Origin of the sequence: Desulfuromusa kysingii (genome assembly GCF_900107645.1) — a bacterium.
Lineage (GTDB): Bacteria > Desulfobacterota > Desulfuromonadia > Desulfuromonadales > Geopsychrobacteraceae > Desulfuromusa > Desulfuromusa kysingii.
Map to the genome: position 1 here is coordinate 161,717 of NZ_FNQN01000002.1, position 23,784 is coordinate 185,500.

A 23,784-nucleotide genomic window follows, 5' to 3' on the forward strand; every position below is an offset into this window, starting at 1 on the left:
GCAGATGCTATTGATCTTCCCAGCAGGTAACGCAATCAGAGGGAAGCGAAACGGTGCGGACTATCAGAGCAAAATGTCTGCGCGACAACCGGGGTCACAACCCCGCAATCTTAGAGGTTATCAACATAACCTCTGAAGAGGCCAAGCAAGCAATGGATATTAAACCTTTTTTTTCAGCTTTGCGCTTTCTCACCATCCTGCCAGTTCCAGAATCATGGTGTGGCGATGCGAACAGCTTTCACAAAAGTCCAAACTGGTACCCGCTGGTGGGACTGATGATCGGTCTGCTATTGGCACTGCTAGACCTGTTCCTTTGTTGGCTCTTACCTGTGTCTGTCGCCAGTGTGTTGCTGCTACTGGCGATGATCGCAATATCCGGAGCACTCCACATGGATGGTCTGGCTGATAGTGCCGACGCCTGGTTCAGCAGTCGCGGACCAGAGCAGATGCTGGAGATCATGAAGGACAGTCGCTCCGGACCGATGGGCGTCGTGGCGATCACCATCGTCCTGTTGCTCAAGCTGATGCTGCTCATCGCTCTGCCTGAAGCCTGGCGCTGGCAAATTATTGTGCTGATGCCTCTGGCCGGACGCTGTGTTCTGCCTGTTCTCAGCAGCCAGCTCCCTTATGCTCGAACCCACGGCACCGCTGCCTTTACTAACGAGGATTTCAACTGTAGTCGTGTCAGCATTGCCTTCGCCACCCTACTGATCCCTGCGTTGGTCTTATCTGGCTGGACCTCTGGCTTAATAATCGTTAGCAGCGTCTGTTTTGGCGGCTGGCTGCTGGGAGCATACAGCCGACGTAAAATCGGCGGGTTCACTGGTGACACCTTGGGAGCAACCTGTGAGTTGGTTGAATTACTCCCAGCTCTGTGCACTGTCATTCTTGCTCATCGAGGAATAATCTAATGGCGTCTCAATTAAAACATGGTGGAAATCTACGTCAAGCTGTTAAAATTAGTGGTTTTCCACAGGAACAACTGCTCGATTTTTCCGCCAGCATCAACCCTCTGGGATTTCCTTCATGGCTACGGCCGTTGATCAGTTCCCAGGTCAGTCAACTGAGTCACTATCCGGACCCTGAAGCAGAAGAACTGGTCTACGCGATTGCCGCACACCATCAGCTTGATCCTTCTCAAGTGATTATCGGTAACGGCGCCAGTGAACTCCTCTATTTGCTGCCTCAGGTGCTGGGACATAAGCGAGCATTGATCACGGTTCCCTGTTATGGAGATTATCTCGCCATCGCCACAGGAGCAAATTTACACATTGATACCTTGGCGCTGGCAGAAAATGATCATTTCCAACTCAATATTGCGCAACTGGAAACGGCCCTGACCGATGACCATCTGGTCATTCTTGGTCATCCCAACAACCCGACAGGAAAACTTTATGATGTTCCTGCATTGCAGCAACTGATCAGGAACCATCCGCAAAATCATTTCATCATTGATGAATCTTTTATCGACTTTGCCGACCCGGCCCATTCTCTGCGCTGGCAGCAGGATGACAATGTGATTATTGTCCAGTCAATGACCAAGTCCTGGGCGATTCCCGGTCTGCGGCTGGGTTACGTTCTGGCGGATGCCAGCATCATCAGCGCGATGCGCCGCTTGCGTCCCGATTGGTCGGTCAACAGCATCGCTCAGGCGGTGGGGATCCGTGCCTTGCAGGATAATGATTTCCTCCAACAGACCCGCAACTATGTTGATCAACAACGGCAGGAACTTTTGACCCAACTACAAGCGATCCGTGGTCTGCATCCGTTTCCCGGTGACGCCAACTTCCTCCTTGTGCGGATTGAACACCCAAGCATTGATGCTTCAGACTTGGCGCAACAACTGTTGCAAAAAGGGATCATCATTCGCAACTGTAACACCTTCCAAGGACTCGACGGCCACTACTTTCGGTTAGCAGTCCGCACCCCTGATGAACAACTAAAACTTTGTACTGAACTACAGCAAATCTTTGCCTCCAACACCGCGAAGAAAATCTCCCCGAAGACCCCGGCGATCATGTTTCAGGGGACCGGTTCCAACGCCGGAAAGAGTATCCTTACCGCAGCGCTGTGCCGCATCCTTTATCAGGATGGCGTCTCGGTCGCTCCGTTCAAAGCACAGAATATGTCTCTCAACTCATGTGTGACATTCCAAGGCGGTGAAATGGGTCGGGCCCAGGTGTTACAGGCACAAGCTTGCCGCCTTGACGCCGACGTGCGGATGAATCCGGTGCTGCTCAAGCCGAGTAGCACCACCGGTTCGCAGGTTATTCTCTGTGGCAAGGTGCTGGAAACCATGCACTTTCAAGACTACGCCCAGCGGCGTAGCAAGATCTTCCCCAAAACCCAACAATGCTACGACGAATTGGCTGCTGAGCATCAGGTCATGGTCCTGGAAGGGGCCGGTAGTCCGGCGGAGATTAACTTTAAATCACGTGATATCGTCAACATGAACATGGCCCGCTACGCGGATGCCAAGGTATTGCTGGTTGGCGATATTGACCGCGGCGGAGTCTTTGCCTCCTTTGTCGGCACCATGGAATTGCTCAATGAGTGGGAACGGAAACTGGTCAGCGGCTTCATCATCAACCGCTTTCGTGGCGATAAAAACCTCCTCGGAGACGCTCTGGATTTGACCAGTCTGCACACGGGGAAACCGTTTTTCGGCACGGTCCCATTCTTGGCTGACCTCGGCCTCCCCGAAGAAGATTCCGTCGACTTTAAAGATGGTCGCTTCGATACAGAAAAAAAAGCGGGTGAAGTTCTCGATATTGCCCTTATTGATCTGCCACACATCTCCAACTTTACCGATGTCGACGCGCTGCGTGCCGAAACCGATGTCCATCTCCGCCGGGTGCGGCACGTTGACGAGCTGGGGCAACCCGACGTCGTTATCTTGCCGGGGACAAAAAATGTCATGTCCGATCTCGACTACCTACTGAAATCGGGACTGAGTCACGCGATCCGTCACCTGGCCGAAACAGAAACGACAGAAATTGTCGGCATCTGCGGTGGCTATCAGTTACTGGGTGGAAAAATTACCGACCCACACGCCATTGAATCTGCTGGTGGTGACGGGCAAGGGTTGGGCTTACTGGCGATGGAGACCACCCTGCAGCCAGACAAGACCACGACTCACTGTCAGGCCATCCACCTGCCGTCTGGAAAGCCTCTCCACGGCTACGAAATTCACCATGGGACCAGCAACGGCAACAATCTCAAACCCATTATTCAGCGTGCAGACGGAATGACCATTGGTGGCTGCATGGACGGGCCAACCCACATCTGGGGAACCTATCTTCACGGTATCTTTGACGCCGACGGTTTTCGTCACTGGTTTCTGGATCGGGTACGCCAACGCAAAGGGTGGCAGGTCATTGGTGCGAGACGCGCGTCTTACGATCTTGAACCCGCACTGGACCGGTTAGCCGATCATGTCCGCGCCTCGGTGGATATGGATAAAATTTATCAGGTGCTGGGCTTATGATACCACTCTACATCCAGATCCTGCTGGCCTTAAGTCTTGATTTCTTCATCGGCGATCCGCGTTGGCTGCCACATCCGGTTAAAGGGATTGGCCGTTTGGCGTTGTTCCTTGAGGGCCCCTTACGCCGGCTCTTACCTCTGCGCATCGCTGGTGTCATCGCGGTGCTGCTGACAACCACCATAAGCGCCGGATCAGTCTGGCTCTGTTGCTGGTTGATGACAGCCGTCCACCCTCTGCTGGGGGATCTGGTCTCGATCCTCTTCCTTACCACCTGTTTTGCCATGCAGGATTTGCGACAACATGCCCTTGCGGTTTACAATGCTCTGTGTGCTGGAGATTTAACTCAGGCCAAAAGCAAGGTCGCCATGTTGGTGGGACGCGACACAAACGACCTTGACGCCGCAGAGATCTCCCGCGCTACGGTGGAGAGTGTCGCCGAGAACACCGTGGATGGGGTCACAGCACCACTGTTGTTTGCATTCATCGGGGGAGCTCCTGGGGCGATTCTCTATAAAGCGATTAACACCCTGGACTCCACTTACGGCTACAAGAATGAACGCTACCTGCACTTTGGCTGGGCCGCTGCCCGCCTTGATGACCTGGCAAACTTTCTCCCGGCGCGCATCAGCGCACTGCTGGTTCCGTTGGCGGCGAAAATAACCTTACAGGGCAACACAAACGCATGGGATATTTTTATTCGTGACCGGAATAACCATCCCAGTCCTAACGGAGGTCAGATTGAAGCAGCCTTTGCCGGAGCACTGGGGGTCCGACTGGGGGGAGAGATCAGCTACGGGGGCAAGAGGTCTTTTCGCCCCTACATGGGAGATCTGCGCAACGAAATGACTCCAGAGAAAATAAAAACCACGCTCCATCTGATGGTCGCAACATCACTGATCCTCCTTGCGGGAGGAATATTGGTGCAACTCATAGCAATGTAAAGGATATCCTTATGGCAAAAAACCTTCTGATTTTTACTGGCAATGGTAAAGGGAAATCGACCGCAGCCTTTGGTATGGCAATCCGCGCGGCTGGTCATGGACAACGCATTCTTATTCTCCAATTTATGAAGGCGGATGACTCGACCGGTGAACTGGTCAGCTTACGGGACAAACTCGGTATCGATATCCGTTTAACTGGCCTTGGTTTCGTCCCCAAGCCTGGACATCCTAAGTACCCGGCCCACAAAGAAGCCGCTCAAAAAGCCTTCGCCATTGCTTGCCAAGCCATGCAAAGTGGTGATTATGACCTGTTGATTCTCGATGAAATCTGCGGTTCTGTAAGCTCTGGACTGGTTGATGAAGCTCAGGTTCTAGAAGCGGTCAAAGGGTCGCGTGACGACCTGAATATTGTCCTAACTGGACGCAATGCCACTCCGGCAATGATCGAAATGGCAGATACGGTGACGGAAATGGTCCCCCACAAACATGCGTTAGAAAATGGCGTCCCGGCACGCATAGGGGTTGAGTTTTAATTGCAGCCCCTTCAATCGTTATTCATGTGAATGGTGAGTTTTTGAGGTCTTGACAGCAGAGACAGAATTCGTTTATAAGCAGGCCACAATTGAATCGTTTTACGGTGCTTAACAAGCATAAATAGGGAAGTGAGGTGCAAATCCTCCATGGACCCGCCGCTGTAATCGAGTCGAAGCAGGCAACATGCCACTGGGAATCCTCTGGGAAGGCTGTCTGTTTCATTGGTGTCACATCACGCCAAAGACTCGTAAGTCAGAAGACCTACCGTAAACCAGCCACTTTTATCTCCCCGGGAACGGGAGCGTGGACGAGCGCGGAAAATACGGAACCCGCACCTGTCATCAGGTGACGGGTTTTTTTATTGTGCGTTCGTCAGCTCTTACGGGAAAACAGGAGGAACACCCATGAAAAGAAGATTCATTGTCTTATGCATCCTGCTATTCACAGCAGCGCCACTCTGGGCAGAGGTTGTCAAAATGGATCCAGTCGTCGTCACGGCAACCCGCACTGGAACCCCATTGAGTCAAATTGCCAGCTCTGTCACCGTCATTACCGCTGCAGAGATCGAGGCAAAACAGCAAACCCAGGTTATTGATGTCCTCAGAAGTGTCCCTGGTGTCAATATCGTCCAAACAGGATCACGGGGAGGGCAAACCTCAGTCTACTTGAGAGGAACAGACTCCAGACATACGCTAATACTGATTGATGGGATTGAGTACAAAGACACCGCCTCAATCGGTGGTATCGCCAACATTGAAAATTTAGGTACGGATAATATTGCCCAGATTGAGATTGTCCGCGGAGCACAAAGTGTCCTTTATGGCTCGGATGCCATTGGTGGTGTCATCAATATCATCACCAAAACAGGGGCACGCGTGCCTGAAGGTTACGTTTCTGTTGAAGGGGGATCGGATAACACCTGGATTAAGAAATCTGGTGTAGCAGCAGGAAGTGAGACCACAACATTTGCGGCGTCTATATCCAGAATTGATACAGATGGCTTCTCTGCTGCCAGTGAGAAAGACGGTAATACCGAGGATGACGGATTTCAACAAACCGCAGCGGCGCTTAACCTTGGAATCAAACCGACGGACAACTTTGACTTCAAACTTGTCGGCCGCGTCGATTCCTCAGAAAAAGATATCGACAGTTTTGCTAGCGGTTCTTTTGCTGACTCCGATGCCATGGTCGAAACAGATGAAAAAATGGGTCGAGCAGAAGGAACCTTTCATCTCCTCGACGACAGCTGGCAGCTAACTCTGGGGACAGCTGTTACCGATACGGAAAGAACGGGAACCGGGACAGGTTGGTACGACAATTATGAATTTGATGGAAAAACCACCAAGTTCGACGTCAAAAATGTCGTGACATTCGGGATCCACACGATTGTCTTCGGGGCGGAAACCGAGAAAGAAGAGTATAAAAGCAGCACCAGTGGTAGCGGTAGTGCGAGAAATGATGCTATTTTCATTCAGGATCAATTGGTTGTCGGCAATCTCTCCACCGCCATCGGGGTCCGCTATGATGACCATGAGTATTTCGGCAGTGAAACCACCTGGAGAATTGCACCGACGTATACGCTGACCGCAACCGGCACCAAAGTCAAAGGATCGATCGGAACCGGCTTTAAAGCCCCCTCACTGTTCCACCTGTTTTACCCTTATGGTGGCAATGAAAACCTCAACCCTGAAAGCAGCATGAGCCTGGATGTCGGTATTGAACAGGCCCTGTTCCATAATGCCTTTCTCGTCGGTGTGACCTGGTTCTATAATGATATTGATGACTACATCGACTGGTACGATGATGGTGATGCAGACTGGTTTGATGGCGATGGTTACCACAACATCACATCATTGAAAACATCAGGAATTGAATCAACAATTGAGTGGTATCCAAATGATATCTTCAGTATTAAGCTCAACTACACTTACACCGATTCAAAAGAAGATAATGATAGCAGAAAAGCGCGAATTCCCCTCCACAAGGGAAGCGTTGACCTCAACCTTTATCCCACTGATAAATTACAGCTTAACCTGAACATCGTTTACTCGGGCAAACGCGACGAGTCGAATGCTACGACATTGGCGGCCTACACAGTGACCAACGTGGCGACATCATATCAGCTGACCGACAACTTCAAAGTCTTCGCACGAGTCGAAAATCTGTTTGACGAAGACTACGAAGAGGCTTCCGGGTACGGAACGGCCGGTTTGTCTGGCTACGCTGGCGCCAAACTTTCTTTCTAATCTCCGTAAACTGTTCTAGACTGGGAGCCAATAGAACCTAGGCTCCCGGTTTAAATTCAGGATTTTTATGCATAAAAGCTTAATTCTTGGCATCATACTGACCCTCTTCTGCTGCGGCAATGCAATAGCGCTGAACGTCACCGACGCTATCAACCGCCAAGTCACCATTCCCAATCCTCCCCAGCGGATCGTCTCTCTGGTCCCCAGCGTTACTGAAACGCTGTTCAAACTCGGGTTGGAACAGCGGATTGCCGCGGTGACTGATTTCTGCACTTTTCCTGAAGCGGCACAGCAATTACCCAAGGTTGGTGGATATGCAGATCCTAGCTTGGAGAGTATCCTGATCCATCAGCCCGACCTGGTCATTGCCGCAGCAGATATGAACCGTCCAGCCCTGGTCCGGCGGTTGGAACTCATGAAGATTCCTGTCTATGTGATTCATTCCCAGACTGTCGCAGAGACACTCACAACCATTCAGAACATCGCATCCATCACCGGGGTAGAAGAACAAGGAAAAAACCTTGTCAACTCTATCAAGGTGAGGATCCAGAAGGTTCAAGAGCAAATTGCCGGACGGACGCCATTGTCAATGATTGAATGTGTCATGTTGCAACCATTGACAGTGGCGGGACCGGATACGTTTATCAACGATGTCATCACCATCGCCGGAGGTCAAAATGCGGTACCTCAAGGGCCATCACGATATCCAACCTGGAACACTGAGGCACTGCTGAGCATCAATCCTGAAGCGATCATTGTCTCAACTTATCCGGGGCAACCGACACCAAAACAATTTTTCGACAACTGGCCACAACTGCATGCGGTCAAAAATAATCGCATTATCGAAGTCGAAGCAGACTGGGTTCACCGCCCGGGCCCAAGGATGATTCTTGGCATTGAAGCATTGGCCAAAGCCCTCCATACAGACATTTCAAATCATGAATAAAGCGCAAAAAACATCAGGCCGCTCACTCTGGCAACGACTCCTGATTTTATCCCCCCTGCTGGCCATATTCATCTCGCTTAGTGCCGGGAACATGGACATCTCCTGGGACAGGTTGTTGACTATTTTCCTTCAGGGACCGGGGAGCAGCATTGAACAAGTCATCATTTGGGAGGTCAGATTACCACGCGCCTTGCTCGCCGGACTTGTTGGTGCCGCGTTAAGTTTATCCGGAGTGACCTTTCAGGCGGTCTTGCGCAATCCCCTCGCCGACCCCTACCTGCTCGGTGTCTCCGGTGGCGCCGCCCTGGGTGCGGTCACGGCGTTGACCTGCGGAGCACAATCCCCGCTCATCATTCCCCTTGCCGCCTTCATTGGCGCGCTCGTTGCGCTACTGTTAGTCTATATGGTTGCGCAAGCGCACACTTGCTCGTCTCACACCTTAATTTTATCCGGGGTGATGGTTGGCAGCCTGGCTGCGGCATTATTGCTGTTCCTGCTCTGGAGAGCTCCAGCAGATGCCACCCGCCAAGCTATTTTCTGGCTCGCTGGCAATCTCTCATTGGCTGACCCGGATTGGCTTTCTTGGGGATGGTTATGGGTTCTCATCGGTTTTTTGCTCCTCTGGTCCCAATCACTGAATCTCGACTTGCTCACTCAGGGAGAAGAGACAGCGGCAGATCTTGGCCTTGATGTTGGCAAAACCCGACTGATTCTGTTTGCCCTGGCTGGTGCTTTGACCGCCTGTGCGGTCTCTCTCGCTGGTTTGGTTGGTTTTGTCGGGCTCGTAATTCCCCATATCTGTCGGTTGCTCTGGGGACCGGGACATCGTCTACTCCTCCCCTTCTCCGCTCTACTCGGCAGCAGCTTTTTGATTATTGCCGACGCCATCGCCCGGAGCCTGTATGCTCCGGCAGAAATCCCGGTCGGTGTCGTTACAGCGCTTCTGGGTGCCCCCTTCTTCCTGTTCTTATTGCGTCGCAAGGGGGATTATCTATGATTCAGGTCAACAATCTCTGCTTTGGGTTTACAACAGCCGAAATCTTTAACAATCTCTCCTTTGATATTCACCAAGGAGAAATCCTTTCGGTTATCGGCCCCAACGGGAGTGGCAAGTCGACGCTGTTACGTTTATTACGAGGCAGCCTTAAGCCTCAGTCAGGAGAGATTCTCTGGGATCATATTCCGCTAGAGAAAATTCCGACGCCCGCGATGGCTCGTCGAGTTGCAGTGGTTCCGCAGTCTTCAGCAACCCCCTTTCCCTATAAAGTCAGGGAACTGGTCGCCATGGGACGTTACCCTTATCGGAAAAACTTCCTCAGCTTTGAGAATAAAAGCGACTTGCAAGCCATAGAACAAGCGTTGGTGATGACCGACATCCTCCCTTTGGCTGAGCGCTCGGTCACCCAATTAAGCGGTGGAGAAATTCAGCGGGTTCTTCTGGCGCGCGCTCTGGCACAAAACAGCTCGGTGCTGTTTCTGGATGAAGCAACGAACCATCTGGATATCGACCATCGCTTTGAACTGACAGAATTGATGTTACGATTGAACCGGGAACAACACACCACGATAGTCCAGATCAGTCATGATCTGGACCTTGCAGCGGCAATCTCCCAGAGAATTCTGCTATTGACCGAACATGGGAACATTGCGGCGATAGGTTCTCCTCAAGAGGTGATGACCGCCGCCAACCTGCAACAGATCTTCCGGGTCGATGTCAAGGTTGACAGCAACCCCTTCACCGGAGCCCCGCAGATTGTGCCGTTGATAAACAATTCAACCCACCAACTTAATGGTCTTAAGGTTCATCTGATCTGTGGTGGCGGCAACGGTAAAACATTGCTGCGTCGACTCCATATGGCCAAAGCCAACCTCACTGCCGGACCACTGAATCAGGGAGATTCCGACGAAACTACCGCGAACGTGCTCAATGTTCCCGTTGTCCAGGAAATCCCGTTCAGTCCGTTTTCAAAAAACACCCTGGCGACCGCAGGTCAATTTATCGCACAAACAGATGTCCTGGTTGTCACCACCCGCTGGTGGGGAGCAGGGAATCTTCCCTGCCTTGATCTGGCAGAAAAAGCCATCCAGCAAGGGACAGCCGTCTTCCTTCTCTCGCAACAACAAGACCAGGACTACACCGGTGGCAAAGCCTGGGACAAAATTCAACAATTGCAGCAACAAGGCGCTCTGCCCGTTCGCAATGAAGAGCATCTCCTCGATGAACTAGAAAAACTGACCGCGGCTTAATTTAGGGCTGTTGCTAGAGCTAAATAAATGTCTGAACGTTGAGATGGCCCCGGTTAAAATCCATAGGACTCCTCTCTTTTTACAGCCAGCAAACAAACAGTGTTTATTTGTGCTAAAATAGTATTTAGCTTTTGAGTTTTTGATCACTCCAACTCTATCAGGAGGAAACAGCATGAAACTCACGAAAATTCTGGTTCTAGTTCTCAGTCTATGCTTAATGTTGGTCACCTTTGCCCATGCGGGTAAAGACCTGGATGCGGTAAGAAATAAGGGCTTTATCCAAACCGGTGTTAACGGTGCGGTCTTTGGCTTCGGCATGCCCGATGCGAAGGGCGTATGGGAAGGTCTGGATGTCGACACCGCTCGCGCTGTCGCAGCTGCTATCTTCGGTGATGCCAGCAAAGTCAAGTTCACCCCCCTTTCTGCTCAGCAACGTTTTACGGCTTTACAATCGGGAGAAATTGACATCCTGACGCGTAATGCCACCCGGACATTAAGTCGTGAAACCCAACTGGGTCTTAACTTCGTCACCGTCAATTATTATGACGGACAAGGTTTTTTAGTCTCTAAAGAGCTCGGCGTTAAGAGTGCTAAAGAGCTTGATGGCGCAACGGTTTGTGTCCTACCAGGAACAACCACCGAGCAAAATGCCGCCGATTTCTTCCGCACCCACAAGATGGCATGGAAACCCGTTGTTATCGAATCTACAGCGGAACTGGCTAAAACTTTCTTCGCCGGTCGTTGTGACGTTTTGACCTCCGATGCTTCTCAGCTTGCAGGTGCCCGCGCCATCTCTGCAGATCCAAAAGGTTACGTTATTCTTCCAGAAATCATCTCTAAAGAGCCATTGGCTCCTGCTGTGCGTCATGGTGATGATCAGTTCAGAGATATCGTTGATTTCTCAGTTTTAGCTATGATCAATGCCGAAGAGCTCGGCATTACCTCGAAAAACGTTGATGAAATGCTCAATAGCAAAAACCCAGTGATCCAACGCTTCCTCGGGGTCTCTCCCGGCAACGGCAAGGCTCTTGGACTGGATGAAAAGTGGGCCTATAACATCATCAAACAAGTTGGTAATTATGGTGAAGTTTTTGAGCGTAATGTTGGTATCAATACGACATTGGGGATCGAACGTGGTCTCAACGCCCTCTGGACCAATGGTGGCTTGATGTATTCACCACCATTTAAATAGTTGATAGGCAGGACACAACATGCCGTCGGAACGTTCATGTTTCGACGGCTCTTTATTGATCTCTTCAGCCTAGGGAACAGTCACTTTGAAACCAGAAGATCACTCTACAGCAACTGACACAGGCGAGGCAGCCGTTCCTTTCTGGCACGATGCGGGAAAACGATCGATTGTTTATCAAGTTTTTGCGCTCATTGCTGTCATTGCCATCAGCTACTACCTTTTCAGCAATACTCAAGCCAATCTGGCACGACAATCGATTGCCACCGGATTTGGTTTTATGGGGAATGAGGCCTCGTTCGAAATCGGTGAATCACTGATCCGTTATTCAGCGGCCGACAGTTACGCCAGAGCTTTGCTGGTTGGTGCATTGAATACTCTCAAGGTTGCCTTTATCGGCATCATCCTGACAACAATCCTCGGCTGTATTGTTGGGGTTGCACGGCTTTCTACAAATTGGCTCATTTCAAAGCTGGCCGGAGCCTTTATTGAAGTGATGCAAAATATCCCCATTCTGCTGCAGCTGTTTTTCTGGTATGCAATTTTTTACGAATCTTTCCCTTCGCCACGACAGGCTCTCAATCCGATTACAGGGGTATTCATTTGTAACCGGGGTCTGATTTTTGCGATCCCGGAACCTCACAGAGCTCATGCGGCAATGGGACTGGCTTTTGTAGCTGTATTGATTGGTGGCTGGTTTCTCAACCGCTGGGGATATAAACGTCAGGAATTGACGGGTCAATTTTTACCCGCCGGGAAAATCACCCTCGCTCTGGCGGTTTTTATCCCGTTGCTGGTTTGGGCTGTCTACGGCGCCCCAACCGCTATGAATATTCCGGAATTACGCGGTTTCAACTTTCAGGGAGGATTAACTGTCAGCCCGGAGTTCAGCGCTTTATTGATCGGACTGGTTCTTTATACCTCCGCTTTTGTTGCCGAAATCGTCAGGGCCGGGATTCAATCCATCAACCGAGGTCAAATCGAAGCCGCCAAAGCGATTGCCCTTCGGCCGGGACAGGTTCTGCATCTGGTCATCTTGCCTCAGGCATTGCGGGTAATTATTCCACCGTTGACCAGTCAGATGTTGAACTTGACAAAAAATAGTTCGCTGGCTGTTGCCATCGGTTATGCCGATTTTGTTGCCGTCGCCAACACAACTATCAACCAAACTGGACAGGCAATTGAGGGGGTCGCTTTGATCATGGTTGTTTACCTGTTCTTTAGTCTGTCCACGTCTATTTTTATGAACTGGTACAATAAGCGTATGGCTTTGGTGGAGAGATAAGATGGCAGAATCAACCACAGTTAAGAGAGAACGTTTAAAGCCACCTATCACCAATGTTGGCGTTCTGGGTTGGCTGCACACCAACTTGTTCAATTCCTGGTACAATTCACTGCTCACAATTGTCACCCTGATCGTCATGGCTTTTTTGTTACCCCCAGCTTTTCAGTGGGCATTCGTTGACAGTTTGTGGAATAGTTCCGCCGAAGCCTGCCGTGATATTGATGGTGCCTGCTGGTCGGTCATCCCTAATAACATCCGCTTCATCATTCTCGGTTTTTTCCCCTCAGGGCAAGAATGGCGACCGATTCTGGCCATGGTGCTATTACTGACATTAGTCGTTTATTCTAAAGAACGCTCACGGTGGAAATCATCGCTGCTTTGGCTCTGGGCTATCAACCTGATTATCATGGGCACTCTGATGTATGGCGGAATCTTCGGAATGCCGGTTGTTGAGACGTCACAATGGAGCGGGCTGCCATTGACCTTTATCCTCTCCTTCTTCGGGATGATCGTCGCCTACCCTCTGGGGATCCTCCTGGCTCTTGGACGGCAATCAAACATGCCGGCAATCAAAACGCTATGTGTTGTCTATATCGAGTTGATCCGCGGCGTTCCCTTGATCAGTCTGCTGTTCATGTCCTCAGTGATGTTTCCCCTGTTCTTGCCTGAGGGGGTCACCATCGACAAAGTGCTTCGGGCATTGATCGCGATCATTCTGTTTACAGCTGCCTATATCGCTGAGGTTGTCCGTGGAGGCTTACAGGCGATGCCAAGAGGGCAATATGAAGCCGCCGATTCTCTTGGGCTAAATTACAGCAATACCATGCGTTTGATCATTCTCCCCCAGGCGCTAAAAATTGTCATTCCACCCTCGGTTGGCATCTTACTTTCAGTTTTTAAAGATACCTCTCTGGTGGTTATTATCGCCTTGTACGATGTTTTAAAGACAACCATGGTGACCCTCTCTAACCCCAAATGGGCAGGATATTCAAGAGAGTCCTATATTTTTCTGGCGCTCCTCTATTTCGGCTTTTGTTACGCCATGTCGAGCTACAGTCGCAAACTGGAAAAAGAACTCCACACGGGACATTAACCAGTATCCACAGCAAGTGAGATCGTCATGAAAGATTTGCAGATGAATAATAAGACCCAAAAGTCAAACCAACCAATCATCGAAATCCACGACATGCATAAATGGTATGGCGACTTCCATGTGCTCAGCAATATTAATCTTCAGGTGCAGCCACAAGAGAAGATCGTCATCTGCGGCCCGTCAGGTTCGGGGAAATCAACCCTCATCCGCTGCATCAACCGCCTCGAAGAACATCAGCGCGGTCAAATCATCGTTAATGGCATCGAACTATCTAATGATATTAAGAATATCGAAAAGGTACGCGCAGAAGTCGGCATGGTGTTCCAACATTTCAACCTCTTTCCCCATTTAAGCATTATTGACAATCTCACTCTCGGACCGATCTGGGTGCGCAAAACCCCTAAAAAAGAAGCTGAAGAAATGGCGATGATGTATCTGGAAAAGGTTCAGATCGCCGAACAGGCAAAGAAATTCCCCGGTCAACTTTCAGGCGGACAACAACAGCGCGTCGCCATCGCCCGCAGTCTCTGCATGAATCCTCAAGTGATGTTATTTGACGAACCGACCTCGGCCCTTGATCCCGAAATGATCAAAGAAGTCCTCGACGTTATGATTGATCTGGCAGGAGAAGGGATGACCATGTTGGTTGTCACGCATGAGATGGGTTTCGCCAAGAGTGTCGCTGATCGGGTGATGTTTATGGACGATGGCGAGATAGTAGAGCAGAACAGTCCGGATGTCTTCTTTGACAACCCTCAGCATGAACGGACTAAACTCTTTTTGAGCCAAATCCTGTAAAGGTTTTCGTCTGCTTCCAAACGACAGAACTTAATGCTCAGCGATATATTGAGCGGCACCAGAGTGCAATTGCAAGCCGTTTTCATCCATCTGCCCAGGTTCCGGGATAAATGGACGCAATGCTTGATGCGCACTTTGTAGATACGCGCTATTCTTATCGAGAACGTCCATGATGCCATAGACCGTCTCCTGATCCAGATTTTCAGAAGCGACCAGCATGGCGCGAGAACCGAAAGTAGTGACTTTCTGGGGCTGAGTAGAATAAATTCCCGCCGGGATCTCAACTTTCCAGAGCGCAGGATCGGCATTAATCAAAGAAGCAATGTCGTCGTCATCCATATTCAGGAGTGTTCCATTGCAGCTCTTAAGTAACCGCCGCAACGAAAAATCAGGATGGATGTCAACATACAGCATCGCTTGCATGGTGCCATAACAAAAGGCCTTGGTGTCACTGTTAGATTGGGATCGAGAGAGATCTCCGACCAGACTAAAATCCTCTCGGCTCCACCCTTTTGCGGTTAAAATTCTTTTCATCTCCCGATACTGAACAGTTCCCGGAGTCCCGCCATTAATCCGTTTCCCTTGCAGATCAGCCAACGATCTGATCCCCGCATCATTGCGAACAACCATCACAACCGGAGTTTCGTAAAGGGAGGTGATCCCGCGGAGGTTATTATAATCAATATCCAGATAAGCGAACATTCCTGTCTTGTTGACGGCCGCAAACAGGGGGTGCGAGTCAACCAGAATCATATCCAGTGAACCACCCTGAAGGTTGGTCAGATTGTAAGCGTCATGATCTTCCGTTGCTGCGACTTGCTGACAGTTAATATCGGTCAGCTGATGATTGATCAACCGGCAAAACACCCGACCGGAAAAATAAGAGAAGGAGCCCGGGGGACCAGTCCCTAAACGAACATCAAAGGCTAAAACAAGACCAGGAGAGAGCAACAGAGCGATAGAGAGCAAAAGACACAGAATCCAGCCAACGGTTTTCGTTTGCATGTTGACCTCCCTGAGAAAGCAACCATATTAAAAAGCAGCATAGGGGGCAAAAGCCTTTGTCACAAAAAAATTATAACAGAGGCCAATGTAAATACAACAAAGCTGCCGTCATCATAGTTCGTTTGACAGAGCTTGGCTGTTGCTCTAGAAACCGGATTGTTCAGTTCTTACTCGATAAGGAGGGGCAATGATAGCGGCAGTGACCTCTTAAATATTTTCAAAGCGGTTCATGGCAACGTTTTTCCGGGATGAGGCCGGAGCAAAAATTTTGCCATTCATTGCAATCCAAACCCCGGGCGGCAACAACTGTACAGAGGTTATGGCACTGGCAATATTGTAGATCGCATCGGTAAAACGAAATCTGGCGGGCTGCATAGCCCCCGTTAACACAATGGTTTTACCGGACACATCCTGTAACCATTGGGCCGTTTTTATCATCGTATCGGTTCCGTGGGTGATCACAATTCTTTCCGCAGCGGATTCAGAGACAACTTTTTTTATTAATTCTCTATCGGCATCACTGAGATCCAAGCTGTCTTTGCGAAACAGAGGAGTTATGCGATAGTCAATGGTAATATTTGCCTCGCGTAACACATTTTCAATCTGTGGTTCACCGATTTCATAACTGCTTTTTGCATCAAAATAAATTTTATCTATCGTTCCGCCCGTCGTTATAATTTCGATCATCATCCCCCCTCACCTATTTAATCATGTGGTTTTATGACCAAAACGTGCCCCGACAATAGAGCCTCAATGATTTTTTTCCGCCCGCTGGTGACTAGCCGCTGAACCGTACCGCGCGAAACTTCCATCTGCTCTCCTGCTTCTGCTTGAGTCATCGCATCACGGTCACACAGAGACAAGGCTTCAAGCTCATCAGCCTCAAGTTCCACAACCTGTAGCTTTGAAACAGGGGTTCCAGCAGGTTTAAACATATGATCAGCAGGGCGTCTGCTTGGGCAACATTTTCTTGGTTTTCGTGGTCTTGGAGACATAGATTTTTCCGTTTAAAGAGCTTCTTTAATGGCCAGAACTAACGACTCACACACTGCCACATGCTGTGCGGGAAATTCCGCATCATCAACTAACTGAGCAACCAGCGCGTCTGAAATTTGCAACATCCGCACTTGAGTCTTGCCATCTTTACTAAAAACAACGATATAGCGGGGCAAAAGAACTGCCCGCTCCAGATTCTTCATCAAAGACTGAGCTGACTTTTTCGGTGCGCATACCTGCACCATATGCAGATCAAAGCCATCCGCCAAGTCAACACCATGGTGGCCAAAGTGATGAACCATTTCCATCCTATCTTCATTATGGATCATGAAACCCTGCATCGCCATCGCTTTGCCAAGGTCTTTGATAAAACGGGGGATACTCTTTTGCGTTTCCGCTAAAAAAACTTCTGCATTCATAAAAGTCCTTTTTGTCACTGCGTCCAATATGTGCATATGCACAGCAATGATTGTAAACGTAAATGTCAAATCTAGCAAGAATAAGGATATGTAAAATTGGCAGCCCCCTTATCCCCCTAATAAACCGTAGAAAAATAATGAGGTTCTCAGCTAGACAATTTCCCTTATCTGAGAAATTGGTAACAATAAAGTAGTTGTTTTTTTTCTCATTATGCAAAATAATACAAAATCCATTTGTTAAATAGCCTACTTGCTCACCCGATAAATGGGTAGCGTCGCATTTCAGAACAAAAAAAGTATCAAAGTATCTAGTAAACGGAAACAAACAACCTTAATCACAGTTTGTTTCACTTATCCAAGCACATACAACAGTACTCTATCGAACCCTAAAACGAGGAGGAACCATGAAACGAACACTAATCACCATATTTATAACTGCCATCGCTGTGATGCTGGCAGTCCCTGCGATGGCAACACAAACCATCAAAATTGGCTTCAATATTCCCATGACCGGTGATATTCCAGAAGTCGGTGAAGGTTCCAAAAATGCAGCGGAAATGTATCTTGCTGACGTGAACGGTGCCGGAGGTCTTGACGTTGGTGGCAAGAAATATATGCTTGAGTTCATTTATATGGACAACGAATCCAAGGCCGATTCTGCTGTTAACGCTGCACTCAAGTTGATCGAACAGGAAGAAGTTGTAGCGATTATCGGCCCCAATTCTTCCAAACAAGCCGTCCCTGGCGGCGGGACCGCTAACGAAAACCGGGTCCCAATGATCAGTCCTTGGTCTACGAATCCCAACACCACCTTGGATCGCCCCTGGGTGTTCCGCGCTGCCTTCCTCGACCCCTTCCAGGGTCCAGTTGTCGCCGACTTTGCCGCTAAAAAATTTGGTGCCAAAACAGCAGCAGTCCTCTTCGATGTCGCCAACGACTATTCTGTCGGTTTGGCAGAAGTCTTTAAGTCTGCCTGGGAAGCCAAAGGGCTGGGTCCTGTGGTCGCCTACGAATCAAATGGCACCAAAGATCAGGACTTTTCCGCTCAGCTGACCACCATCATTAAAGCCAAGCCTGACTTTATCTTTGTCCCGGAAAACTACAACCAAGTCGCTTTGATCATTCCTCAAGCACGTGATCTCGGCTACAAAGGACCATTTATGGGTTCCGATGCCTGGGGGACCCCAGATCTCGTCAAACTCTGTGGTGAGCAATGCAACGGCCAGTACTTCTCAACCCACTATGCTGCGGCTGGGGCAAAGGGTGCGACCAAGGTTTTCATCGACCGTTACATGGAAAAATACGGTGCAGAGCCAGCTGATTACGCTGCCTTGACCTGGGATTCCATTGGTCTGATGGTCGAAGGGATTAAAAATGCCGGAGTGGTCGATTCCAATCCGCGTAAAATGCGTAAAGCTATCCGTGATGGCCTCGCCGCTATCAAATCTTTTGACGGCGTTACCGGATCATCCAAGTTTAATGAGCAGGGTGACCCCATCAAATGTGCTGTTGTGGTTAAAATCTCTGACGAAGGAACCTTTGTCTTCGAAGAGTCTGTTTGTCCATAATACTGCGGTAGTAAAGCGGGGATCTGAAGATCCCCGCTTTATTTTGACAACCAAAGAAGTCGTTATTCACGACCTGCAACTCCAATTATTTTGAAGGACAATTTCCAGTGGATTTCATTATTCAGAATATCCTGAATGCCATGCAATGGGGGAGTTTTTACGCCCTTATTGCTCTGGGCTACACTCTGGTTTACGGAGTTCTGCGCCTGATTAACTTTGCCCATGGCGATATCTTCATGGTCGGAGCCTATATTTCCTTTTTCGTCGCCAGTTTCCTCATCAGTCCCTTCACAGGCCTTTCCCCTGCAATGGCTTTTATCATCACCGTCCCTTTGACGATGCTACTCACTTCGCTGGTTGGTGTGACCTTAGAGCGAATTGCCTATCGCCCCTTACGGCGCAAAGGGGCACATCGTCTTTACGTTGTTATTACGGCGTTGATGTGCGGCTTGATTCTCGAATATTCCAACTTGGCTTTACTGGGCGCCAGCCGCTTGAAATTTCCAGAACTGATCGAAAAACAGGTCTGGCGTTTCGGTGATGTCACCCTGACCAACCTGAAGGTTATGGTCATCGTCACAGCCGTTCTGGTCTTCTTGTTTCTGCAGTGGGTCGTCACTCGGACACGGGTCGGGATGGCTATGCGAGCCATCTCCTATGATAAATTTGCCATTCCACTGATGGGGATTCCCATTGACAGAATCATCGTTGTCACTTTTGTCCTCGGATCCGGGTTTGCAGGACTCGCCGGGCTGCTTTTCGCCATGAGTTATCCAGTTCTAGAACCGTTTATGGGAATGCTCATTGGCTGGAAGGCTTTTATTGCTGCAGTTGTTGGTGGCATCGGTGACATCAAAGGGGCATTCGTGGGAGGCTTCCTACTTGGTTTTATTGAGGTCGGCGTCGTCACCGTTTTCCCCTCAACCTACAGAGATCTTTTCGCTTTCACCATTTTGCTGCTGATTTTGTGGATAAAACCCACGGGGCTGTTCGGCATACCACAGTCGACCAAGATATAGGTTAGTAGATAAAAACATGAAAAAATACACGTTCAACATCCTTCTGGTCGCCTTTGCCATCGGGCTCCTTTTTGCGACTCACTTCCGCATGATTGATGGCTATATCCAGATAGTTGTCATGACCATTGGTATCAACATCATGATGTCCACTAGCCTGAACCTGGTCAATGGCAACATGGGCGAATTCACCTGCGGTCACGCTGCATTCATGTGTGTCGGAGCCTATGTTTCGTCCATTTTGTCGGTCATCTGTTTTGGGACCAAGTTTGGCGACCCGTTGTTGCCCGCCGCTTCAGTGGTCGTTGTATTCCCTCTTATTCTGCTGATTGGTGGAGCTGTAGCCGCTGTCTCCTCTTTGTTGATATCAATCCCTTCATTTAAAACCCGCGATGACTATCTAGCTATCATCTCCATTGCCGTCAATTACATGATTATTTCAGCCATAGAGAACATGGACTTCGTTGGTGGCTCACGGGGATTTCAGGGGATGAAGGATACCGTCTGGGCAATGGTCGATCTTTTCGATGGCCCGTGGATGCTTTTCTGGGTCATCAACTTCACCATCTTCACCGTCTGGGTGATCCGCCGCTTCATCTCTTCCACCTACGGTAAAGGTGTCAATGCCATCTGCCAAGATGAAGTTGCCGCGGAAATCATGAGCGTTAACACCAACAAGATCAAAATCATCAACTTCATGGTCGCAGCTGGCTTGGCTGGTTGTGCTGGCGGTCTTTACGCCCACATCGTCGGCTATGTAAATCCACAGTCATTCAACATTCTCAAATCGACTGAAGCTCTGGTTATGGTCTATCTCGGTGGCATGGGATCTCTATCAGGTGCCATCATTTCCGCCATTATTTTTACTGGGCTGTTGGAAGTGCTCCGTTCTCAGGCAATTGTCGACGGCCTCCTTTCACCTATCACCTTTATGTTTCCTGACTGGGAGCCTTCAGCTGGGGTTATTAAGTGGGTCATGATCCCCCTGATGCTAGTCATAGTCATGCAGTTTCGCCCTGAAGGAATTATGGGCAACCGGGAATTGGGAGATGTCTTCCCCAAGCTGAAAAAATTTTACAGGTTTAAATGATGGTACAGACACAAAAACAAACAGAATCGACACCTGTCCTCGAAGTGCGTGGCTTGACCCAGCGTTTCGGTGGTTTAACTGCAGTCAATGACTTCAATGTCAAGCTGATGCCGGGAGAGCTCTCTGGTCTGATCGGCCCGAATGGCGCGGGGAAGACCACTGTTTTTAACTTGGTCAGTGGCTTCTATCAACCGACTGAGGGGCAAATTTTTGTCGATGGCAAACCCACCGCGGCTCTTAAACCACATCGAGTTACCGCTCTAGGTGTCGCCCGTACTTTTCAGAATATTCGTCTTTGGAACGATATGACGGTGCTCGACAATATCCGCGTCGCACAACATTATCAATTGGGCTACGGTTTTTTCCATGCCATCGTCCGCAGCAAACATTATCGCACCAGAGAAGAACAGGTTGCCAAAGAGGCCGAAGAACTGCTCGATGTTTTCGATCTCAAACGCTATGCAGAAGAGATGCCGAAGAATCTTCCCTACGGCACCCAGCGCAAACTTGAGATTGCTCGCGCTCTTTCAAGTCATCCTAAGCTGTTACTTCTTGATGAACCTGCGGCGGGACTGAACTCTGCCGACGCCAAAGATTTAATCCGTCTGATCCGCTGGATCCATGAAACCTTTGACGTCACGATCTGGATGATTGAACACCACATGGATGTCATGATGGAGCTCTGCACCCAGATCAAGGTTATTGATTTTGGCGAAACCATTGCTGAAGGCAGTGCTGAACACGTACGTAATCACCCTGCCGTCATGAGTGCTTATCTGGGAGATGAAAATATCTGATGTTATTATCAGTTGAAAATCTTGAAGTGAAATATGGCAATATCCAGGCCCTGCATGGCATCAGCTTTCATGTGAATGAAGGTGAAATTGTCACTCTGATCGGGGCTAACGGAGCTGGGAAAACGACCTGTATGCATACGATTACCCGCCTGCCGCCTCCTGAAGCGCCAAGGGTTATTGCTGGGGATATCAAATTTAAAGGGGAATCGATCCTCAAGACCCAGCCAAGTGATGTGGTCAAAAAACTGCACCTCGCCTTGTCTCCGGAAGGTCGGCGAATCTTTGGGAATTTGACAGTTTTAGAAAATTTGAAGCTGGCCACCTACGCCCGCACCAAGGATGCAGACCTAAACACGGAATACAACTATATCTTTAATCTTTTTCCGCGATTAAAGGAGCGGCGTAACCAACGCAGTGAGTCGTTGAGTGGTGGTGAGCAGCAGATGCTCGCAGTGGGTCGAGCGCTGATGACGGGCTGTAAAATTCTGCTGCTGGACGAACCCAGCATGGGATTGGCACCAGTACTCAAATACGAAATGTTCCGCAAGCTGAAACAACTCAATGAAGATGGGATGACCATCCTTCTGGTTGAACAGAACGCCAATCTGGCCCTAAAACTGGCACATCGTGGCTATGTTATGGATACCGGAAATATTGTGGCCGAAGGGACAGGGGCAGAGCTTCTGGATAATCCGGAAGTCAAGAAAGCCTATCTGGGAGGATAGGAGTTCAGGCTGACGCGGAACTCTACTTCTCAACGCGTTCCAATATCACCATAAAATTAATCAGGCACAAGCCACCAGTTGCGAATTGATGCAGTGGTGGCTTGTGCTTTTTTTATCCAGCAACAGTGAATTAAAAAATCTCACTCGCAAAGATTCTCTCACTTGCGCCAAAGGTAAGATCTTCCTATGATAAGCAATAAAATGACATTCGGCAGGCGGCAACAAGTTCTTCATCGATGACATGAGTCAAACAACCTCCAAGGAATGATTATGATAACTTCATTGCGCCACCAGATTTCAGCCAGAATCTTTCTGCTGTTGCTAGGTATCCTGTTCTCAACCAGTCTCTTTGCTGCCGACACAATCAACTCAGGGGAGATGTTCCCGCAAATTGCACTCCCTGCCCCCATGGACCAACTCCAGCGTTCTTATCTGGGATTGACTGACGAACAACCCTTTACTCTCAACCAGATTGATGCCCGTGTGGCTTTAGTTGAAATCCTCAACGTCCATTGTCCCCATTGCATCAAGCAGACTCAACCTTACAATAAACTCTACCGGATGATTGAAGCTGACCCCGAAACCCGAGGTCAGATCAAAATGCTCGGGGTCGCAGTCGCCAACGACGATGAAGCCATTGACGACTTTGTGGTTATTTATTCTGTCGCCTTTCCGGTTATCCCCGATCGCAATTTTAAACTGCACAGTGCCTTACGTGCAGGGCCGACCCCGTTTTCAGTCTACGCAGTACGCAACACCCCCAGGGATCTCTTCGTCGTCACCGATACCCATCTGGGTGGTGATGATAAAATCGATGAACTGTTTGATTACCTCAAAGATCTATTGAGTATGGATTCTGCCGAGTTCACCTCGCTGCCGCAAACAGAGAAGGCAGCCGCCACCGAATTACTGCCGCCACAATCCGAAGCTGAAATCAACACCATGGTCAAGACCGCTTTCGGCCGACAGGGGCAGAATCTCCATGACTTCCGTAAACTTGATCTGCCTAGCGACCGCTGGGTTTACTCCGCCACCCTGGAGCGCAACGGCCAACGTCAACCGATATTTGCCGAAGTGGCAAATCGCTCTGCCATCTGCGATGTCTGTCACAGTGTCCATTTCTTCTATCTCTTTGATCGCAGCGGACTGATCCTCGATTTTATCCCCTTGCAACTGACAAAGTATGGCAATGTCGAGTGGAACAAGGGAGAACTGAACTACTTTAGCCGCCGTGTCATTGGCAAACATCTGGCAGATTCCTGGGCCTTTTCTCCCAAAACCGACGCTGTCACCAGTGCCACGATGACATCAGCAATCATCTTTGATGATCTGGGACAAGGGCTTAAACTCCTTGAAGAATTGCAGCAAGAAAAATTGTTAGAACCTTAAAACGATTATTTTC

General features: G+C 49.4%; 22 protein-coding genes and 1 riboswitch. Of the genes, 18 read left to right on the forward strand and 4 right to left on the reverse strand.

The genetic code is table 11. The annotated features are described in order from the left end of the window. Positions 1-53: 53 nt before the first annotated feature. The 12 genes from cobS (at position 54) to BLU87_RS03915 (ending at position 14,766) form a co-directional block, all read left to right on the forward strand. On the forward strand, positions 54-911 hold the full coding sequence (gene cobS, locus BLU87_RS03860) for an adenosylcobinamide-GDP ribazoletransferase (RefSeq protein ID WP_092344910.1): 858 nt from the start codon (positions 54-56) through the stop codon (positions 909-911). Further along, positions 911-3,487 (forward strand): cobyric acid synthase, encoded by a 2,577-nt coding sequence (locus BLU87_RS03865; RefSeq protein ID WP_092344912.1) that lies wholly within the window; start codon positions 911-913, stop codon positions 3,485-3,487. Before cobS ends, BLU87_RS03865 begins: the two co-directional genes overlap by 1 nt. Then, positions 3,484-4,428 carry an adenosylcobinamide-phosphate synthase CbiB gene (gene cbiB, locus BLU87_RS03870; RefSeq protein WP_092344914.1) on the forward strand — a complete coding sequence of 315 codons (945 nt, stop codon included), beginning with the start codon at positions 3,484-3,486 and terminating at the stop codon, positions 4,426-4,428. The genes BLU87_RS03865 and cbiB overlap by 4 nt, the downstream gene beginning before the upstream one ends. 11 nt (positions 4,429-4,439) lie before the next feature. Then, positions 4,440-4,961 (forward strand): cob(I)yrinic acid a,c-diamide adenosyltransferase, encoded by a 522-nt coding sequence (locus BLU87_RS03875; RefSeq protein WP_092344916.1) that lies wholly within the window; start codon positions 4,440-4,442, stop codon positions 4,959-4,961. Between the two features lie 85 nt (positions 4,962-5,046). After that, positions 5,047-5,245: riboswitch (cobalamin riboswitch) on the forward strand. Between the two features lie 121 nt (positions 5,246-5,366). Further along, positions 5,367-7,208 carry a TonB-dependent receptor plug domain-containing protein gene (locus BLU87_RS03880; protein ID WP_092344918.1) on the forward strand — a complete coding sequence of 614 codons (1,842 nt, stop codon included), beginning with the start codon at positions 5,367-5,369 and terminating at the stop codon, positions 7,206-7,208. 67 nt (positions 7,209-7,275) lie between these two features. Next, the gene (locus BLU87_RS03885; protein WP_092344920.1) at positions 7,276-8,154 is read left to right on the forward strand and encodes an ABC transporter substrate-binding protein; all 879 of its coding nucleotides are present in this window, start codon (positions 7,276-7,278) and stop codon (positions 8,152-8,154) included. After that, positions 8,147-9,151: a FecCD family ABC transporter permease gene (locus BLU87_RS03890; protein ID WP_092344922.1), complete on the forward strand. Its 1,005-nt coding sequence runs from the start codon at positions 8,147-8,149 to the stop codon at positions 9,149-9,151. Before BLU87_RS03885 ends, BLU87_RS03890 begins: the two co-directional genes overlap by 8 nt. Further along, positions 9,148-10,401, forward strand: a complete 1,254-nt coding sequence (locus BLU87_RS03895) for an ABC transporter ATP-binding protein (RefSeq protein ID WP_092344924.1) — start codon at positions 9,148-9,150, stop codon at positions 10,399-10,401. Before BLU87_RS03890 ends, BLU87_RS03895 begins: the two co-directional genes overlap by 4 nt. Positions 10,402-10,573: 172 nt before the next feature. Next, positions 10,574-11,593 carry an amino acid ABC transporter substrate-binding protein gene (locus BLU87_RS03900; RefSeq protein WP_092344926.1) on the forward strand — a complete coding sequence of 340 codons (1,020 nt, stop codon included), beginning with the start codon at positions 10,574-10,576 and terminating at the stop codon, positions 11,591-11,593. Between the two features lie 85 nt (positions 11,594-11,678). Beyond that, a complete protein-coding gene (locus BLU87_RS03905) occupies positions 11,679-12,875 on the forward strand; it encodes an amino acid ABC transporter permease (RefSeq protein WP_092344928.1) in 1,197 nt (398 codons plus the stop codon). 1 nt (position 12,876) lies between these two features. Beyond that, entirely contained in the window at positions 12,877-13,968 is a 1,092-nt protein-coding gene (locus BLU87_RS03910; RefSeq protein WP_092344930.1) for an amino acid ABC transporter permease, read from the forward strand. Positions 13,969-13,995: 27 nt separating this feature from the next. Beyond that, the gene (locus BLU87_RS03915) at positions 13,996-14,766 is read left to right on the forward strand and encodes an amino acid ABC transporter ATP-binding protein (protein ID WP_092344932.1); all 771 of its coding nucleotides are present in this window, start codon (positions 13,996-13,998) and stop codon (positions 14,764-14,766) included. A 30-nt stretch (positions 14,767-14,796) separates the two neighbouring features. On the opposite strand, the gene BLU87_RS03920 is transcribed toward BLU87_RS03915, so the two are convergent. From BLU87_RS03920 to BLU87_RS03935, 4 genes are all read right to left on the reverse strand, one after another. After that, positions 14,797-15,771 (reverse strand): TAXI family TRAP transporter solute-binding subunit, encoded by a 975-nt coding sequence (locus BLU87_RS03920; protein WP_092344934.1) that lies wholly within the window; start codon positions 15,769-15,771, stop codon positions 14,797-14,799. Positions 15,772-15,978: 207 nt separating this feature from the next. Beyond that, complete coding sequence (locus BLU87_RS03925; RefSeq protein WP_245706363.1) at positions 15,979-16,461, reverse strand: asparaginase domain-containing protein; 483 nt, start codon at positions 16,459-16,461, stop codon at positions 15,979-15,981. 14 nt (positions 16,462-16,475) lie between these two features. After that, the gene (locus tag BLU87_RS03930) at positions 16,476-16,766 is read right to left on the reverse strand and encodes a DUF134 domain-containing protein (RefSeq protein WP_092344936.1); all 291 of its coding nucleotides are present in this window, start codon (positions 16,764-16,766) and stop codon (positions 16,476-16,478) included. 12 nt (positions 16,767-16,778) lie between these two features. Then, positions 16,779-17,186: a DUF302 domain-containing protein gene (locus BLU87_RS03935; protein ID WP_092344938.1), complete on the reverse strand. Its 408-nt coding sequence runs from the start codon at positions 17,184-17,186 to the stop codon at positions 16,779-16,781. 404 nt (positions 17,187-17,590) lie between these two features. Here BLU87_RS03935 and BLU87_RS03940 point away from each other — a divergent pair, with 404 nt between their 5' ends. From BLU87_RS03940 to BLU87_RS03965, 6 genes are all read left to right on the forward strand, one after another. Next, a complete protein-coding gene (locus BLU87_RS03940; RefSeq protein ID WP_092344940.1) occupies positions 17,591-18,754 on the forward strand; it encodes an ABC transporter substrate-binding protein in 1,164 nt (387 codons plus the stop codon). A 107-nt stretch (positions 18,755-18,861) separates the two neighbouring features. Then, positions 18,862-19,773: a branched-chain amino acid ABC transporter permease gene (locus BLU87_RS03945; RefSeq protein ID WP_092344942.1), complete on the forward strand. Its 912-nt coding sequence runs from the start codon at positions 18,862-18,864 to the stop codon at positions 19,771-19,773. Positions 19,774-19,789: 16 nt separating this feature from the next. Next, a complete protein-coding gene (locus BLU87_RS03950; protein ID WP_092344944.1) occupies positions 19,790-20,860 on the forward strand; it encodes a branched-chain amino acid ABC transporter permease in 1,071 nt (356 codons plus the stop codon). Next, positions 20,857-21,657, forward strand: coding sequence for an ABC transporter ATP-binding protein (locus BLU87_RS03955; protein ID WP_217637440.1), 801 nt, complete (start codon positions 20,857-20,859; stop codon positions 21,655-21,657). Before BLU87_RS03950 ends, BLU87_RS03955 begins: the two co-directional genes overlap by 4 nt. Then, complete coding sequence (locus BLU87_RS03960; RefSeq protein WP_092344948.1) at positions 21,657-22,382, forward strand: ABC transporter ATP-binding protein; 726 nt, start codon at positions 21,657-21,659, stop codon at positions 22,380-22,382. Before BLU87_RS03955 ends, BLU87_RS03960 begins: the two co-directional genes overlap by 1 nt. A 270-nt stretch (positions 22,383-22,652) precedes the next feature. After that, complete coding sequence (locus tag BLU87_RS03965) at positions 22,653-23,771, forward strand: peroxiredoxin family protein (RefSeq protein ID WP_092344950.1); 1,119 nt, start codon at positions 22,653-22,655, stop codon at positions 23,769-23,771. Positions 23,772-23,784: the final 13 nt, after the last annotated feature.